Annotated in this window: 13 protein-coding genes; 4 read left to right on the forward strand and 9 right to left on the reverse strand. The window is 64.8% G+C overall.

All coding sequences use genetic code 11. The features are described from left to right. Positions 1-14: 14 nt before the first annotated feature. On the reverse strand, positions 15-1,454 hold the full coding sequence (locus RBB32_RS04040; RefSeq protein ID WP_306151598.1) for an FAD-linked oxidase C-terminal domain-containing protein: 1,440 nt from the start codon (positions 1,452-1,454) through the stop codon (positions 15-17). 82 nt (positions 1,455-1,536) lie between these two features. On the opposite strand from RBB32_RS04040, the gene RBB32_RS04045 reads away from it, so the two are divergent. Next, entirely contained in the window at positions 1,537-2,262 is a 726-nt protein-coding gene (locus RBB32_RS04045) for a DUF599 domain-containing protein (RefSeq protein WP_306151599.1), read from the forward strand. Positions 2,263-2,666: 404 nt separating this feature from the next. Here the strand turns inward: RBB32_RS04045 and RBB32_RS04050 are convergent, their stop codons facing one another. From RBB32_RS04050 to RBB32_RS04065, 4 genes are read right to left on the reverse strand one after another with little or no spacing between them, the layout of a single operon-like run. Then, a complete protein-coding gene (locus RBB32_RS04050) occupies positions 2,667-4,718 on the reverse strand; it encodes a hypothetical protein (protein ID WP_306151395.1) in 2,052 nt (683 codons plus the stop codon). Then, positions 4,715-7,465 (reverse strand): DUF4159 domain-containing protein, encoded by a 2,751-nt coding sequence (locus tag RBB32_RS04055; RefSeq protein WP_306151396.1) that lies wholly within the window; start codon positions 7,463-7,465, stop codon positions 4,715-4,717. Before RBB32_RS04055 ends, RBB32_RS04050 begins: the two co-directional genes overlap by 4 nt. Then, entirely contained in the window at positions 7,462-8,346 is an 885-nt protein-coding gene (locus RBB32_RS04060; protein ID WP_306151397.1) for a DUF58 domain-containing protein, read from the reverse strand. Before RBB32_RS04060 ends, RBB32_RS04055 begins: the two co-directional genes overlap by 4 nt. Next, positions 8,343-9,350 carry a MoxR family ATPase gene (locus RBB32_RS04065; RefSeq protein ID WP_306151398.1) on the reverse strand — a complete coding sequence of 336 codons (1,008 nt, stop codon included), beginning with the start codon at positions 9,348-9,350 and terminating at the stop codon, positions 8,343-8,345. Before RBB32_RS04065 ends, RBB32_RS04060 begins: the two co-directional genes overlap by 4 nt. A 69-nt stretch (positions 9,351-9,419) precedes the next feature. Here RBB32_RS04065 and RBB32_RS04070 point away from each other — a divergent pair, with 69 nt between their 5' ends. Together RBB32_RS04070 and RBB32_RS04075 are read left to right on the forward strand one after the other, a co-directional pair. Then, the gene (locus RBB32_RS04070; protein WP_306151399.1) at positions 9,420-9,998 is read left to right on the forward strand and encodes a DUF1285 domain-containing protein; all 579 of its coding nucleotides are present in this window, start codon (positions 9,420-9,422) and stop codon (positions 9,996-9,998) included. Between the two features lie 6 nt (positions 9,999-10,004). Beyond that, positions 10,005-10,748 (forward strand): hydroxypyruvate isomerase family protein, encoded by a 744-nt coding sequence (locus tag RBB32_RS04075; protein ID WP_306151400.1) that lies wholly within the window; start codon positions 10,005-10,007, stop codon positions 10,746-10,748. A 60-nt stretch (positions 10,749-10,808) separates the two neighbouring features. Here the strand turns inward: RBB32_RS04075 and RBB32_RS04080 are convergent, their stop codons facing one another. After that, complete coding sequence (locus tag RBB32_RS04080; RefSeq protein ID WP_306151401.1) at positions 10,809-12,038, reverse strand: META domain-containing protein; 1,230 nt, start codon at positions 12,036-12,038, stop codon at positions 10,809-10,811. A gap of 150 nt (positions 12,039-12,188) precedes the next feature. Next, entirely contained in the window at positions 12,189-13,661 is a 1,473-nt protein-coding gene (locus RBB32_RS04085) for an NAD-dependent succinate-semialdehyde dehydrogenase (protein ID WP_306151402.1), read from the reverse strand. Positions 13,662-13,763: 102 nt separating this feature from the next. Between RBB32_RS04085 and RBB32_RS04090 the strand changes: the two genes are divergently transcribed. Continuing rightward, positions 13,764-14,555 (forward strand): alpha/beta hydrolase, encoded by a 792-nt coding sequence (locus tag RBB32_RS04090; protein WP_306151600.1) that lies wholly within the window; start codon positions 13,764-13,766, stop codon positions 14,553-14,555. 30 nt (positions 14,556-14,585) lie between these two features. Here the strand turns inward: RBB32_RS04090 and RBB32_RS04095 are convergent, their stop codons facing one another. Then, positions 14,586-15,512, reverse strand: a complete 927-nt coding sequence (locus RBB32_RS04095; RefSeq protein ID WP_306151403.1) for a metal ABC transporter permease — start codon at positions 15,510-15,512, stop codon at positions 14,586-14,588. Then, entirely contained in the window at positions 15,509-16,708 is a 1,200-nt protein-coding gene (locus RBB32_RS04100) for a metal ABC transporter permease (RefSeq protein ID WP_306151404.1), read from the reverse strand. The genes RBB32_RS04095 and RBB32_RS04100 overlap by 4 nt, the downstream gene beginning before the upstream one ends. Positions 16,709-16,710 lie beyond the last annotated feature (2 nt).

Consider the following 16,710-nt stretch of genomic DNA (forward strand, 5'->3'; position numbering starts at 1 on the left):
CACTCTTTCCAAAATCACTCGGCCGCGATCCGGCGCGCTTCGCTGGTGGCCAGCGGGAAAACCTTGGCCGGGTTGAGCAACCACCGAGGGTCGAACACATCTTTCACCGCCATCTGGATATCCAGATCCTCGGGCGCGTATTGGTCCAGCATCAGGTCGCGTTTCTCAATGCCCACGCCATGCTCCCCGGTCAGGCAGCCGCCTGCCTCGACACAGAGTTTCAGGATCTCGGCCCCCAAAGCCTCGCATTTCTCAAGGTCGCCGGGGGTGTTGGCGTTATACAGGATCAAGGGGTGCATATTGCCGTCGCCCGCGTGGAATACATTGGCCACATCAAGGCCGAACTCTTCCGACAACTCGCCGATCCGGCGCAGCACGAAAGGCAGTTGGCTCACCGGGATCGTGCCATCAAGGCACATGTAGTCATTGATCTGCCCCATCGCCCCAAAGGCCGATTTCCGGCCCAGCCATATGCGCGCGCTTTCCTCGGCGCTGGTGCTTTGGCGCAGTTCCACGGGGTTGTGAGTTTGGGCAATCTCCATGATGGTCTCTAACTGTTCGTCGATCTCGGCTTCGCTGCCTTCGACTTCGACAATCAAAAGCGCCTCGCAATCGGGATAGCCCGCCTTGGCAAAGGCCTCACAGGCGCGGATGCAGGGGCGGTCCATGAATTCGATCGCCACCGGCAAAACCCCGGCCTTGATGATGTCCGAAACCGCCTGCCCGGCCACCTCGTTGTTGTCATAGCCCATCAGCACGGGCCGCGCGCCTTCGGGCTTGGGCAGGATGCGCAGGGTGGCTTCGGTCACGATGCCAAGCTGCCCTTCCGAGCCGCAAACAACGCCCAACAGGTCATAACCGCCCGCATCCATATGCGCGCCGCCCAGCTCAAGGATGGTGCCATCCATCTGCACAAGGGTTACACCCATAAGGTTGTTGGTGGTCACCCCGTATTTCAGGCAATGCGCCCCGCCGGAATTCATCGCGATATTCCCGGCAATGGCACAGGCCAGTTGGCTGGACGGGTCAGGCGCATAGAAGAACCCCTGTTCTTCCACCGCGCCGGTCACCGACAGGTTCGTGCGCCCCGTTTGCACCCGGACGAAACGGTTGTCGTAATCTGCCTCCAGAACATCCGTCAGGCGCGACACCCCAAGAATAACACTATCCTCGGTCGGCAAAACGCCCCCCGCCAAGGACGTGCCCGCACCGCGCGGAACCACCGGCACGCCCATGTCGTGGCATATCCGCAAGGCCTCTGAAACTTCCTGCGTTGAGCCGGGCAAAACCACCGCCATGGGCGCGCATTTGTAAGCGGTCAGCGCGTCACATTCGTAGGCGCGGGTTTCCATCGGGTCGGAGATTACCGCGTCGGAGGGCATAACCCCTTGTAATTTTTCGATCAATTCTGCCTTGCGTGACAGGATGGCCGGGTTGGGCCGGGGCATTTCCATGGGCGGACCCTCCTTATTGGTCATGAAATATAACCAATTTACCGATCTGGCAAGTTCAGGTCAGGCGCGCTATCGTCGCATCATGGATTGGATGGACCGCGTTGCCTTGTTCTCAAATCTTGATGTCGTAGCCGTGGGATTGCTGCTGACGTCATGGATTGTAATCGGCTTGGCGGTTGAAAATCCACCGAAAAACCGTCCTTCGGTTTCGGTGCTGATGGCGCAGTACAGGCGCGAATGGATGGTGCAGATGATCTCGCGCGATCCGCGGATTTTCGATGCCCAGATCCTTAGCTCATTGCGTCAGGGAACGGCCTTTTTCGCCTCGGCCACCATGATCGCCATCGGCGGCAGCCTTGCGCTTCTGGGCAATATGGAGCGCTTCATCGGTGTCGCATCGGACCTGACGCTGGATAGCGACCCCGCCATCGTGTGGGAGGTTAAGGTACTGGTTTTGCTTATTTTTCTGTCCAGCGCCTTCCTGAAATTCGTCTGGTCCAATCGCCTTTTCGGCTATTGCGCCGTGCTGATGGCCGCGGTGCCCAATGACCCCGATCACCCCAAGGGCCTGCCGCGCGCCCGCAAGGCGGGCGAGATCAATATCACCGCGGCCAAAAGCTTTAACCGGGGTCTGCGATCCACGTATTTCGCTTTGGCATCAACTGTTTGGCTGTTGGGGGCTGGGGCCTTGATCGGTGCTGTGATCTTCACCTGTCTTGTGCTTTTGCGGCGCGAGTTTGCTTCGCATTCCCGCGCGGTGCTGATGTTGGCGGAAGAGGCTGCGGCGCAGGCGGATATGCCCGACTGAAAAATCGTACGAGTCGTACGGAGTACCCCCGAGTTTCGTACGAAAATCGCGGGGCGCCGAACGCCGAGCGTACGAGTCGTACGAAACATCTGCCGCGAAACCCGATATTAACGTCCGACCGCCAAGCTGCCGAATGTCATACATCGAGCAGACAGGAGCGGCAGATTGCTGCAACGAATTTTTCGGCATATTCTGGGGCCGGGCAGGCCCCCGCACCAAGGCGTGCACGAGGTCGGCAGGACCAAGCCTTGCAATGTGGTGGGCGGATGCGGCACGGGGTGTCTTTGCGTTCCCGAACGCGGGGCGGGCAGGAGCAGGGGCAATCCGGATCGCGCCGGGGGCCCGGTGATGCCCTCAAACCATGACCATGCGCCGCGCGCAGGTGGCCGCCGGTATTGCGACCGTTAGGCGCGCCGCCCCTCGCGCAGCCATCCGGCGGTAATCAGGCCCGCCGCCAAAAGCAGGACCAGCCACGCAGGCAAAAGCGCCGTTTGCGTGACGCTGAGCGTTTCATAAGCGCCGCGCGGGGTGATCCCGATCCAGCCGCGCCCCGAGGCCGGGCGGCCCGGGTTGACCTCGCGAATACGTGGCAGGCCCTCGGCCAAGGGTTTCGCGCCGCCATTGGTGGCCTCAAGCACTTCCGAGAGCGGCGCGGCGCTGGCGATGGTTTCCTCGAACTCCACGGGCGCTGCCGGGCCAAGGCCGATCACGGCGAAATGCTCGCCGTTCTCCAGTCGATAAAGCCCGATTTCAGGACCGTCAAAAAGCACCTCGAAGCGCCCCGGGCTGACCTCTTGCAAATCGCGCTCTATCACCTCGCCCGACGGCGTGGTGATGGTCACAGGCCCCACCTCTTCCGATAGCGACCGGCGGATAATCCGCATCTGCTGGCCGGTGGCCTCGGCCCAAAGCGCCTCTTCCTCAAGCTCGGGTTCCTTCATCATCCAATGGGCCAAGCGGCGCAGCAATTCCAACTGTGGCCCGCCGCCTTCGAACCCCCGGTTCCAAAGCCACGCATGATCCGAGGCCAGAAGCGCGATGCGCCCTTCGCCCACCCGGTCCAGCACCAGAAGCGGGCGGTCATCCTGACCCGTCATCACCACATCGCCCGAGGTCTGGTTGACCTCGATCTGCCGCATCCAGCGGCCCCATTCACCTTCGAACACGCGGTCCAACCCGGCGGTGACCGGGTGACGTTCGCCAAGGTCCGTGACCTCGGGGCGGAAGCGTTCGCCCAGCACCCGCGCCGTGGGGCGGGCGGGCACGATCGATTCGATCGGTGTGCGATACAGGCTGTCGGCGCTGGCGAAATCCGGGCCTGCGGCGATCAGGACCGCGCCGCCGGTTTCCACGTAATTACGCACGTTATCCAGATAAAGCGAGGGCAGGATGCCCCGCCGCTTGTAGCGGTCGAAAATGATCAGGTCGAAATCCTCGATCTTTTCAAGGAACAACTCGCGCGTTGGAAAGGCGATCAGCGAAAGTTCCCGCACCGGCACGCCGTCCTGTTTTTCCGGCGGGCGCAGGATGGTGAAATGCACCAGGTCGACGGAACTGTCGGATTTCAGCAGGTTGCGCCACGTCCGCCCGCCCGGGTGCGGCTCCCCCGAGACCAGCAACACCGACAGCCTGTCGCGCACGCCGTTGATCTGCACCAGCGCGGTGTTGTTGCGGTCGGTCAACTCACCTGTCGCAAAGGGCGTTGTGAATTCCAGCACATTGCGCCCGCCATGCGGCAGGGTGATCGGCAGTTCGATCTCGCGATTGAGTGGCACGCTGAACCGCTGCGGCGCCTCGCCATCAATGGCGACATCAAGCGGGACGTCTTCAACCCCTTGTGGTGCGGCGCCCTCATCGCGGATGGTCAGGGTCATGGTGACTTCTTCATCAAGAATGGCGAAGGCGGGGGCGTTCTCGATGGTCAGCTTGCGATCCCAATCGCCCTCGCGCCCGGTGTGCAGAAGGTGCAGGGGGGCGGGCATATCCGGCGCGCGCTCCACATCATGCACCCGGCCATCGGACAGAAGGATCGCCCCGGCGATCCGGCCCCGGGGCTCTTCGGCCAGGGCTTGGGCAAGGGCGGTCATGGCCTGTGTGCCGGTGTTGTCCTGACCGTCCGGCACGGTGATCCGCCGCACCTCGGTATTGGGGCGCGCGGTCAGGCGGTTTTCCAGCTCCTGCGCCGCGTCGGTTGTCAGCGCGCTTCGGTCGGAAAGCCCCTGGCTGGCGCTTTCGTCTTCCAGCAGCAGCACGATATCCGACAGGGCCGCGCGATCCTCTTGTTGGTAAACCGGCCCCATCAGCGCCGCGAGGATGACCAAACCGGCCAGCCCCCGAAGCGCCCAGCCCGACAGCCCCCGCCACAGCGCCAGCGCCAGCCCGGCCAGCATCATACCGGCCAGCACGGCAATCAGCGCCCAGGGCAACAGCGGATCGAAGACAATCGTCGAGGTCATTGGCCAAGCCTATCCAGTAGTGCGGGAACATGCACTTGATCGGATTTGTAATTGCCCGTCAGGACATGCATCACAAGGTTCACCCCGAAGCGATAGGACAGTTCGCGCTGCCGCTCCCCGGCAAAGCCACGCCCCACCGGGAACATCGGATTGCCGCGGTCATCCATGGCCCAGGCGGCGGCCCAATCGTTGCCGCCGATCACCACGGGGGTCACGTTGTCGTTGAGGTTGCGAAAGGGCATGCCCTCGACCTGTTCGGCATCGGGCGGGGCGGCCTCAACCCAGATGGAGCGCCCGGTGTGGCGGCCCGGGAAATCCTGCAAAAGGTAGAAGGTGCGGGTCAGGACGTGATCGTCGGGAACGGGTTCCAGCGGCGGAATGTCCAGGGGTTGCGCCAGGCGTTGCAGCATCTGCCCATTGGGCGAGGATGCCCCGAAGCCCGCGACATTGGCATCGCGGGTATCGAACAGGATCATCCCGCCGGTGCGCAGGTAGGTGTTGAGCTTGGCGTAGGCCGCGTCCGACGGGATCGGCTGATCGGGGGTGATGGGCCAATAGAGCAGCGGGTAAAGCGCCAGTTCATCGGTTTCCAAGTTCACGCCGATGGGGTCGTCGGGTTCCACCGAGGTGCGGAAGAACAGGGTCTCGCTCAGGCCGCGCAGGCCCGCGTTCGCGGTGTCGTCCAATTGGGAATCGCCGGTCAGGACATGGGCCAGAACCACCTCCGAGGCGGCGGCGAGGGCCTTGTCCGTCCCGTCCTGCGCCTTGGCCATCGGCGCGTTGGTCAGGACCAAACCGGCCAGTAACACCGCCGTCGCCCGCGTGGGCATCAACCGCCCCGACAAGGCCAGCGAGGCGATGATGTCGCCCATCAACAGAAGCATCGCAAGGCCCAGAAGCCACCCGCCAAGCGGGGCCTCGGGTGGCCGCGCCAGCCCCTCAACCGGCACGCGGGCGGGCCATGCCATGGGGTTAAGCGCGGTTTCGGGCGTGGTGACATTGAGGGCCAGCCGACGATCCGGGCCGTCGTACAGGCCGGGCTGCAAGTCCGGCCCCAGTTGCGGGTCGATCAGGGCCTCACCGGCCACGCCGGGCAGGGTGCCGGCATCCTGCAACCGGCCGAAGCCGTCCAGAACCTGTGCCGGTTGCCATGTTGTGCCTTGCAGTTCCGCGGCATCGGGCTTGGCCACCACCGACGAAACCGCCAGCCGCTCAAGCATTTGAACGAACAGCCCCGACAAGGGCAGGCTGGACCATTCGGCATTGGCGGTGACATGGAACAGGACCACCTGCCCCGATCCCACCTGTTTGCGGGTGACCAGCGGTGTGCCATCGCTAAGCTGCGCGATCACGCGGGCGGCCAGCGTCGGGTCGGGCTGTGCCATGACCTGCGCGGTCACGCTCACGTCGTCGGGGATCGACAGGCCGAAAAACGGGCTGTCCTCGGTGAAGGGGGCAAGCGCCTTGGGTTCGCCCCAGGACATCGCGCCGCCCACGCTGCGCCCGCCCGCGCGCAGGCGCACGGGCATCAACGGGGCCTCCGCATCGCGGGAAACATCCGAGGCCGCCAATCGCGGCCCGGCAAAGCGCAACAGCATCCCGCCGCTTTCCGTCCACTCCAACAGCGCCTCTTGCTCGGCCGGGGCCAGCGTGGCCACATCGGCCAGCGCGATCACATCCGGGTTGGCGGGCAGGATATCCAATAGCGCCCCGTCCAGCATGTCCGCCGAGGGCGCAAGCGCCTGTTCAAGGTAATGCAGGGGCGACAGAAGCTCTAACCCCTCGCGGTCCTCGCGCCCGGCAATCAGGGCCACCTCGCGCCGTTTCAGGCTGTCGTCGGTCAGGCTTACGGCCCCGGCCTGCGCTTGACCCGCGATCTCGAACCGGGTCAGGCGGGCGCGCAATTCGGCGGGCAGGGAAAGGTCGCCCGTGGCCTGCACCTCGCCCTCGGCAAAGGTAAGCGGCAGGGTGGCCAAAAGGCGGCTGATGCCCTGCGGATCGCGGCCATGCGCCTCGACCGTCACCTCGCGCGCCGCACCGGGGCGGGCGCGCAGGGCGGTCAGTTCGACGATCCCGTCGGCCATCACGGCAGGGCGCAGCGCGAAGGTGGGCGCGGGGCTTTCATGCACTGTCACCGCACCGCGCGCCTCCAGCGCCGCAAGCAAATCTTCGCGCCCCTCACGCGCCAACCCGTCCGAGAACCAGCGGGTTTCAAAATCACCATCGGGCAAAAGCGCGACCGCGCCTTCCATATCGGGCGCCCAGGGGTTGGGGGCCAGCCCGGTCAACCGTGTGCGCCATGCCTCTGCGGCCTGAAAGGCCGCAGGCTCGGGCGCGGACAGGCGCAACAGGACCACGGGCCGCGCCGCGCGCCCCGCTTCGGCCAGCATCGAGTCCAGCAAATCCGACTGCGCGGGCCAATCCCGCCCGCTGGCCCATGAGGCATCCAGCACGATCAAAAGCGGCCCGGTGCGGGCCTCGTCACCCTCGGCGCGGGGGTTCAGAACGGGGCCTGCCAGCCCGATGATAATCGCCGCCACCGCCAGCATCCGCAAAAGCAACAGCCACCACGGCGTCCGGTCGGTGACGCTGTCGTCGTCGCGCAGGCCCAGCAAAAGCGCCACGCCGGGAAACCGGCGGCGGATGGGCGCGGGCGGCACCGCGCGCAGGATCAGCCACAGGATCGGCAGCGCCGCCAGCGCCACCAAAAGCCAAGGCACGGTAAATCCGATGGGTCCAAGCATCATCGCGCGGCCCCCCGTTCAAAGGCGGAATAGAGCCACAACAATGCCGATTGCGCCGACTCCGAGGTGTGGTGCACCCCATAGTGCCAGCCCGTCGCGGCGCAAAGTTCCTGCAACTCGGCCTTCCGTTCGGCCAGCCGTTCAAGATACCGGTCGCGCAACTCTGACGCCTTCAGCGTTTCATGGCTTAAACTTCCGCCGATGGATTCGAAAATCGTCCGCCCGCGATAGGGAAAGGATTCCTCGGCAGGGTCCAGAACCTGCAGGACAACGCCGCGAATACCCCTATCGGCGGCCTTGGTCAGCGCGGCGCGCACGCCCTCCATTGGCCCCATGAAATCCGACAGGAAAAGCGCGCGGGAATGGGGCAACATCCCCCGCAACTCCGGCGCGCCGTAATCCGGGGCATCCTCATCCTCTTGCGTCAGGGCCTCGGTCAGGCGGGTGATCTGCACCTGCCCCCGGCGCGGCGGCAGGTCACTGCCGGAAAGACCCACGCGTTCGCCCGCGCGGTTCAGCAAAATCGCGGTGGCAAGGGCCAGAAGCCGCGCGCGGTCGGCTTTTTGCGGCACCCCGTCGTCCGAGGCAAACCGCATCGAGGCGGCGTGATCCACCCAAAGCATCACGCTTTGGGCAATCTGCCATTCGCGTTGCTTGATGAACTGCGTGTCGGACTTGGCCGAGCGCCGCCAATCAATCATCCGGCGCGAATCGCCCGGCTGCATCGGGCGGTATTGCCAGAAATCATCGCCAACGCCTGCCCGCCTGCGGCCATGTTCGCCCAGCAGAACAGCCCCGGCCAAATGCTCGGCCCGGGCCAGCAGCGGGGGAAGGGCGGCGGCCTCGGCCTCGGCCCTTGGGCGTAGGGGGGCGGTTTGGGTCACGCGGCGGCCTCGGTGCGGGCGATCTGCGCCACCGTATCGGCAATCAGCGAATCAAGGCTTTCGCCCCGCGCCCGCGCCGCGAAGCTTAGCGCCATGCGGTGCACCAGCACCGGCTGCGCCATGGCGGCCACGTCATCAATGTCAGGCGCCAAACGCCCCTGCAACATGGCCCGCGCCCGGCAGGTCAGCATAAGCGCCTGCGCGGCGCGCGGCCCCGGCCCCCATGCCACCGAGGCGCGCACCGCCTCGGGCGCGGTCGGGTCTTCAGGGCGGAAGGCGCGGACCAGATCCAGAATCGCCTCCATCACGCCTTCGCCCACGGGCATCCGGCGCAACATCCCCTGCGCCGCGATCAATTCTTCCGGCGTGAAAACCTGATGCGCCTCGTCTTCCTCGGCCCCGGTGGTGGCCAGCAGGATATCGCGTTCGGTGTCGCGGTCGGGATAGGGCACGTCAATCTGCACCAGGAAACGGTCAAGCTGTGCCTCGGGCAAGGGATAGGTGCCCTCCTGCTCAATCGGGTTTTGCGTGGCCAGCACGTGGAAGGGCGGGGTCAGCGGGCGGTCTTGCCCGGCGACCGTCACCTGCCGTTCCTGCATCGCCTGCAACAGCGCCGATTGCGTCCGGGGCGATGCGCGGTTGATCTCATCGGCCATCAGAAGCTGGCAGAAAATCGGGCCGGGGATGAACTTGAACTCCCGCGTGCCATCGGCCCCGGATTCCAGAACTTCCGAGCCGAGGATATCGGCGGGCATCAGATCGGGGGTGAATTGCACCCGGTTGGCATCAAGGCCCATGACCGTTGAAAGGGTTTCCACCAACCGCGTCTTGCCCAAGCCCGGCAAGCCGATCAACAACCCATGACCCCCCGACAAGAGCGCCGAAAGCGACAGGTCCACCACCCGTTCCTGCCCGATGAACCGGCGGGTGATCGAGGCGCGCGCCTGCGCCAGCTTTCCTTCAAGCGCCTCAAGCCCGGCCAAAAGATCGGCGTCATCGGACATGGCAAAACCCTCCTGTGATCTATATCCTTCCCCACGAGTGTATCGCGCGAGATGGAAATGGCAAAAGCAATGAGCAAAGACACGATCACGACCCCGTCAGCCGAAAGCATAGCCGAGGCCGCCCGCGCCGCCCAAGGCAAGGGCCTGCCGCCTGTGCACCAGTGGAATCCGCCGTTTTGCGGGGATTTGGACATGCGCATCGCCCGCGATGGCACGTGGTTTTACCTTGGCACACCGATTGGGCGGCCCGAGCTTGTTCGGCTGTTTTCCACCATTCTGCGGAAAGACGATGACAGGTATTTCCTCGTCACCCCCGTTGAAAAGGTGGGAATCACCGTCGATGACGCGCCCTTCGTCGCCGTGGATTTCGAAGCCGAGGGCGAGGGGCAGGCACAAGAGTTGGTGTTTGAAACCAACGTCGGTGACCGCATGGTCGCCGGGCCGGACAACCCCATCCGGGTGGAACGCGACGCGGAAACCGGCGAGCCGTCGCCCTATGTCCTCGTCCGCGACAACCTTGAGGCGTTGATCGACCGCAAAAGCTTTTACCGGCTGGTTGAAATCGGCGCGCATGTGGAGGGCTGGTTCGGCCTGTGGTCGGGGGGCGAGTTCTTTCGCATCATCCCCTCGTCCGAGCTGCCCGACTGACCCCCGGTGCCACGCTTTGCCGCCAACCTGACACTGCTTTTTACCGAGCGGCCCGTGGCGGGGCGGGCCATGGCCGCGCGGGATGCGGGCTTTGAAGGTGTCGAGGTGCTGTTTCCCTATGCCCTGCCCGATTGGCCCAGGGCGCTGGGCAAGGCGGGCCTGCCCGTGGTGCTGATCAACACCCCCGCGCCGGATTGGGGTACCGGCGGGCGCGGTGTGGCGGCTATCCCCGGGCAGGAGGCGCGGTTTCGGGCCGAGTTTGCCCAGGCGCTTGAGATGGCCCACCACCTGCAAGCCGCCCGCATCCATATCATGGCCGGGCTGGCCCATGGGCCAAAGGCGCATGACACCTTCCTTGAAAACCTTGCATGGGCGGCGGGGCAGGCCGGGGGCCAACCCCTGACCATCGAACCGATCAACCCCCACGATATCCCCGGTTATTTCCTGAACGATTTCGATCAGGCCGCCGGGATACTGGACAGCCTGAACGCCCCCGGCCTTGCCCTGCAATTCGATGCCTACCACGCGCATCGCATCACCGGCGACGTCATGGGCACATGGGCCAGGCACGGGGCCCGCGCCGCGCATGTGCAGGTGGCAGGCCAGCCCGGCAGGCACGAACCCGATGAGGGTGAAATCGACACCCCGGCGTTTTTCGCGAGACTGGACGCCGAGGGCTACGACGGCTGGGTCAGCGGCGAATATACCCCCAAGGCCCGCACCGAAGACGGGCTTGGCTGGATCGCCTGACCCAATGCGCCCGCCCCTGCCGGACTTCGCAAAGAAGGCCGCGAGGCCTGAGAAGCGCGCCTACCGCCGTGCGGTCAAAAGCGCCTCGCCCTCGGGCCCGCCGATCAGCAAAAGCGCCCCGGTCTCATCGAAATCAAAGCGCCAAACCTGCGACAGGGCCTCGAAAACCTTGGTTTCAAGATCCATCAAGGCGGGTGGGCAGGCCATCTTGGTCGCGGCCATCGGGCCAAAGGAAATCCCCTCGCCCGTCAAGTCATAGCCACCCGAAAACCGGTTGCAGGCCGCCCGGCCAAAGGTACGTCCCTCGGCATCGAAACCGATCGTGACCTCGGCCCCGTCAATCACGCCGCCGCCCATGACATCCTCGATGTGCCATGCCGTGCCGGTCAAAAGATCCCGCGCCTCACCGGCACAGCCGCGATACTCGGCCCCCTCAAGCGTCAGAACTGCCCGCTGCGGATAGGGCATGCCGCTCATGTCGTCGTGGCACAGGCCATCCTCGATCCGCAGGCGGGTGGCAATCTGCGGCATGTCAAAGACATACCCGCCAGCCTCGATCGCCACCTCGGGGCGGGGCGCACGCTTGGTCACCTCGCCATATTGCGCGACGACCTCGACCTCGTCTTTGCCAATGTCCACATGCCAGCCCGGCTCGTTCCCGCGGGCGCGGTAGGGCGCGGCGTTGTCGTCAAAAGGCGTGCATTCGGGATAATCTTCCCCCGATACCGTCATCATCGCGGTATCGCCTTTCGACCAGAACTCGATCTGATCGTCCGGCCCCCCGACATATCGCGCGCCCGAGGCGGAAACCTTTTGCGTCATCGCATGATCCTGCCCGTCGATCCGCAGGGTGGCCCGGTCGTCCAGAACGCCGAAAGAAACGGCCTTGCCCCCACAGTCGAACCGCGTGGCAAAGGCGAGGGGGGTCATCTGTTCCATCCAAAGTGGCCCCAGATCCGCGTTATCCGTACCGGCGGCAAAAGAAACGTCTTGCACGAGCCAACCGCCCGACCCCTCGCTACGGATTATCGCGTTGATCTGGCCGCCAATCCCCTTGGGCACCGTCAGGGCAAAATCAAACGGCACCTGCTTGCCTTCGGTTGCAAACTGCGCCCTGTCCAGAACCGTATCAAAAAGGCCCTTCGCCTCGACCGTCACCTCGGCCCCCGGCGGTAGGGCGATCCTGGCCTTATAGGTCAAGGCACCGCTGATCTGGCGCGTGCCGTCATTGGCAAGGGCCGGAAATGCCGTGGCAAGGCCCAAGGCCGCAGAAAGAACAAAACGCAACATGAAACCACCTTTCGATACGGGATGTGCTGGGGTGAATATAGGCAGGTCTCCCCGCAATTTGAATCGCAAGCGGCGCATGCCTGCAAAAAACCGCGCGCCCCGGATTGCGGGGCGCGCGGTGCCAATGCGCGGGGCTGTCGGCCTGTGGCCTCAGACACTCATGCAGACGTATTTCATCTCCATGAAGTCCTCGATCCCGTGGTGGCTGCCCTCGCGGCCAAGGCCCGATTGCTTGATCCCGCCAAACGGGGCCACCTCGGTCGAGATGATGCCGGTGTTCACCCCCACGATCCCGTATTCCAGGGCCTCGGCCACCTTGTAAACGCGGCTCAGGTCCTTGGCATAGAAATAGCTGGCCAAGCCAAAGATCGTGTCATTGGCAAGGTCGATCACCTCGTCCTCGTCCTTGAACTTGAACAAGGGTGCCAGCGGGCCAAAGGTTTCCTCGGTCGAAAACTCCATTTCCTTGGTCGCCCCGGTCACGATGGTCGGCGGCAGGAAATACCCCGGCCCCTGCGGCGCGTCACGATCGCCAAGGATCACGTTCGCGCCCTTGGCCTTGGCATCGGCGATATGGTTCTGAACCTTTTCCACGGCCTGCGCGTTGATCAGCGGGCCAAGCGCCACACCGTCGTCCATACCATCGCCCATCTTCAGCTTTTCAACGGCGGCCTTCAGTTTCTCGGCGAAGGCATCGTAGACGCCCGCCTGCACATAAATCCGGTTGGCACAAACGCAGGTTTGCCCGTTATTGCGGAACTTGCACATGATGGCGCCTTCCACGGCGGCGTCCAGATCGGCGTCGTCGAACACGATGAAGGGCGCATTGCCGCCCAGTTCCATCGAGCATTTCATCACCTGGTCGGCGGCTTGCCGCAGCAGGATACGCCCCACGTTGGTCGAGCCGGTAAAGGTCAGTTTCCGCACGATGGGGTTTTCGCAGAACTCCTTGCCGGTCTCCGAGGCATTCGAGGATGTCACCACCGAGAAGACGCCCTTGGGGATACCCGCCCGCTCGGCCAGAACGCCCATGGCCGTGGCCGACAGCGGCGTCAGTTCCGCAGGCCGCGCCACGAAGGCACAGCCCGCCGCCAGCGCCGGTGCGGCCTTGCGGGTGATCATCGCGTTGGGAAAGTTCCACGGCGTGATCGAGGCGGCCACGCCGATGGGCTGTTTCATCACGGTGATGCGCTTGTCGCGCTGGTGGCCGGGGATGGTCTCGCCGTAGATGCGCTTGGCCTCTTCGGCGAAAAATTCAACGAAACTGGCACCATAGGCGATCTCGCCCTTGGCCTCGGCCAGTGGCTTGCCCTGTTCGGCGGTCAGGATGGTGCCAAGATCGTCCTGGTTTTCCATCAACAGGTCGAACCACTTGCGCAGCACGGCGGCGCGTTCCTTGCCCGTCCACTTGGCCCAGTCCTTCTGGGCCGTTTCGGCCTTGGCAATGGCATTGGAGACCTGTGCGCGGCTCAGGTCGGCAACATGGGCAATCACATCGCCGCGCGCCGGGTTGGTCACCTCGAAAGTGCCTTCATCGCCATCCACCCAATCGCCCGCCAGGTAGGCCTGTTCGGCCAGAAGGCTGGGGTCTTTCAAAAGCGATTTCAGATCGGTCTTGGTCATGGCGTTTCTCTTCCTTTGTCCTGGGTGTGCAATGGCAAGGCGCCTTGCACCTGTCTTGGCAAGAGACCTAGGATATTGCACAAGGGAATGGAAGGGATGACCATGAAACCGCTGGACGATGCCTATGCCAATGCCGCCCATATCCCCGGCGCGGACAATTATCCGCCGCGCTGGGCGCGATTAGCGGCAGAATTTCGCAAGGGGCTTGAGGGCGCGGGCCGTGCGCGCCTTGGGCTGACCTATGGCGACAGCGACCGCCAGGTGATGGATATCTTCCTGCCCGAAGGCCCCGCCACGGGGCTGTGCATCTTCGTGCATGGCGGGTATTGGCTGCGGTTCGATCATTCCTATTGGTCGCATTTTGCCGCTGGCCCCTTGGCGCGGGGCTGGGCCGTGGCGATGCCGTCTTATGACCTTTGCCCCGATGTGACCATCGCCCGGATCACCGGGCAGATCGCGCAGGCCGTGGGGGTTGCTGCAACGCACACCGATGGCCCCATCGCCCTGACAGGCCATTCCGCCGGGGGGCACCTTGTGTCGCGCATGGCGGTGCCGGGGGTCTTGCCCGACGACCTGGTCGCGCGGCTGTCCTCGGTGGTGCCGATCTCGCCCGTGGCCGACCTGCGCCCGCTTCTGGAAACCTCGATGAACGATCAGTTCGGGCTGGACCTCGCGGCGGCCGAGGCGGAAAGCCCGGTGTTGATGACGCCGATGCAGTTGCCGGTGAACATCTGGGTCGGCGCCGAGGAGCGGCCGGTGTTTCTGGATCAGGCCAAATGGCTTTCCGAGGCATGGGGCGCCCCCATGCACATCGCCCCCGGAACGCATCATTTCGATGTCATCGATGCGCTGAAAGACCCCGACAGCGCCATGGTCAAACACATCTGCGGTTAAGTGCAGCCGGGAAAGCCCGGGACGGTTGGGTCAAGCGGCAGCCTCTGATCCCGACGCCCGCTCCGGCCCGAAAAGCGCGGCCAGTGCAAGGATCACGCCCGAGACCGTGGCGATCATCCCCGCCGCGCTCACCGCGTCGTCAAAGCCCAGCCACAGCGGCCCGTAGCCCGCCAGAACATAGCCCAGAACCGCCGAGATCACGGCAAAGCCGACGCTCCAGCCCACCTGCACCTCAAGCCGGTTGGTCATCAACCTTGCGGCGGCGGGGGGGCAGATGAACATCGCGATCACGATGATCGACCCCACCGCGTCAAAGGCCGCCACCGCCGCGATCGCGGCCACCACCACCAATGACAGGCCCAGGACCCCGGTGGGCAGGCCCACGGTACGGGCGAACCCCTCGTCAAAGCTGCTGATTTTCAGGGGCCGCCAGAAGACCCATGTAAAGGCACTGACAAAACCCAATGTCGCCACCATGCGCGGCAATTCGGGCGGCAGGCCCTTCAAGGCCTCCCATTCGAACAGCGAGGACCAGCCAAAGGCATCCAGCCAGATCAGGCTTTCCAGATTGCCGTAAAGCGCGTGCTGCACGTCCAGATGCACGCTGGATGTATCCGATTGTTCCAACAGCAGCACGCCACCGGCAAACATCGCGGTAAAGACCACGCCCATCGCCGCCCCCGGCTCGATCCGGCCCAGCCGCCGGATCACTTCGATCAAACCCACGGCCACCAGCGCCGCCACCCCCGCGCCCAGCATCATGGGCAGGGCGGCGATCACCCCGGTCACCAGGAACGCCGCCACGATCCCCGGCAACACCACGTGCGAAATCGCATCGCCGATCAGGGCCTGCCGCCTGAGCAACAGGAAATTGCCGGGCAGGGCACAGGCCACGGCGGCACAGGTTCCGATCACCATCGGCGGCAATGAAAGCGCCACGAATTCCTCACCCATCATGCGATCCCTTCCGGCTTTAGTTCACGGTCCAACTCGGCGATCTGGTCGGGGGTCAAGACCCGCTCCAGCGGGGTCAACCCGTCATAGCGCGCCGCCGCCGCCTCGTGCCGCGGGTCGCTGCGCAACAGGTGCCAGCGGCGTTCGTCCTGCAGCGCGCGGGCGGCCTGCGCGCGGCCCGCCTCGGTCGCCACGCCATCGGCGCGCACATGGCCCGCGGCCCGCATCAGGCGCAGGGTCAGACGCTCGTAAATCGGTTGGCCCTGCGCCAGCGCCAGCAACCCCTGCCGCAAATGCACCCGGCGTTGAAACCGGCGGTGCCGCAGGGCCGCGGCCAAAATCCCGCGCCCGGGCGCCAACAGCAAAGAGCCAAGGAACAACCCAAAGCCGACCAGCACGATAATCGGCCCGGTGGGCAGGTTCGGCGCGGTCGCGGACACCGCCGCCCCGACCCATCCCGAGGCCCCGCCGATGGCCCCGGCGATCAAAACCACGTGCCCGACACGCTCGGACCAAAAGCGCGCGGCCACGGCGGGAATAATAAGCAGCGCCACGATCAGAATGAGGCCCACAACCTTCAGCCCCACGACCGTGATCGCCATGGCCAGCCCCATCATTGCAAGCTCGATCCGCCGCACATCACCGCCGCTGGCCGCGACATATTCAGGGTCGAAGGCCACCGCCGCCATCGGCCTGCGCAATAGCACCACCAGCGCCAGAACCACGGCACCGCCCAGCGCGATAATCACCGCGTCGTTCCAAAGCATCCCGGCGGTCGATCCCAACAGGAAGCTTTCAAGCCCCGCCTGCCGTCCGGCTGTCATCGACTGGATCACCGTCAAAAGGACAATGCCGAAGCCAAAGAATACCGACAGCACCGCGCCAATCGCCGCGTCTTCACCCAGCCGCGTCGCGCGGGTCAGCCAACTGACACACAAAAGGCCCAGGCCCGCCGACAGGGCCGAGCCCAGCAAAAGCCCCAACAGCGCCCGGCCATCGCCGCCCAGCGCCACCATGACGATAAAGGCCAGCCCGACACCGGGCAGGGTGGCGTGACTGATCGCATCGCTGACCAGCGCCCGTTTGCCCAGAAACAGGAAAACCCCCGTCGCCCCGGCGGCCATGCCCAGCAAAGCCGCGCCGATGGTGACTAGCGTGGCGTTATAGCCCAGTTGCAGAAACAGTGCCTCCCACAGCATGG

It is taken from the genome of Roseovarius sp. MMSF_3281, assembly GCF_030733685.1.
Classification (GTDB): Bacteria; Pseudomonadota; Alphaproteobacteria; order Rhodobacterales; family Rhodobacteraceae; genus Roseovarius.

Coding starts and splice junctions, on each gene's coding strand:
- RBB32_RS04100 (WP_306151404.1), bottom strand. CDS start 16,708: ATGCTGTGGGAGGCACTGTTTCTGCAACTGGGCTATAACGCCACGCTA.
- RBB32_RS04080 (WP_306151401.1), bottom strand. CDS start 12,038: ATGTTGCGTTTTGTTCTTTCTGCGGCCTTGGGCCTTGCCACGGCATTT.
- RBB32_RS04085 (WP_306151402.1), bottom strand. CDS start 13,661: ATGACCAAGACCGATCTGAAATCGCTTTTGAAAGACCCCAGCCTTCTG.
- RBB32_RS04055 (WP_306151396.1), bottom strand. CDS start 7,465: ATGATGCTTGGACCCATCGGATTTACCGTGCCTTGGCTTTTGGTGGCG.
- RBB32_RS04045 (WP_306151599.1), top strand. CDS start 1,537: ATGGATTGGATGGACCGCGTTGCCTTGTTCTCAAATCTTGATGTCGTA.
- RBB32_RS04050 (WP_306151395.1), bottom strand. CDS start 4,718: ATGACCTCGACGATTGTCTTCGATCCGCTGTTGCCCTGGGCGCTGATT.
- RBB32_RS04040 (WP_306151598.1), bottom strand. CDS start 1,454: ATGGAAATGCCCCGGCCCAACCCGGCCATCCTGTCACGCAAGGCAGAA.
- RBB32_RS04070 (WP_306151399.1), top strand. CDS start 9,420: ATGAGCAAAGACACGATCACGACCCCGTCAGCCGAAAGCATAGCCGAG.
- RBB32_RS04065 (WP_306151398.1), bottom strand. CDS start 9,350: ATGTCCGATGACGCCGATCTTTTGGCCGGGCTTGAGGCGCTTGAAGGA.
- RBB32_RS04090 (WP_306151600.1), top strand. CDS start 13,764: ATGAAACCGCTGGACGATGCCTATGCCAATGCCGCCCATATCCCCGGC.
- RBB32_RS04095 (WP_306151403.1), bottom strand. CDS start 15,512: ATGATGGGTGAGGAATTCGTGGCGCTTTCATTGCCGCCGATGGTGATC.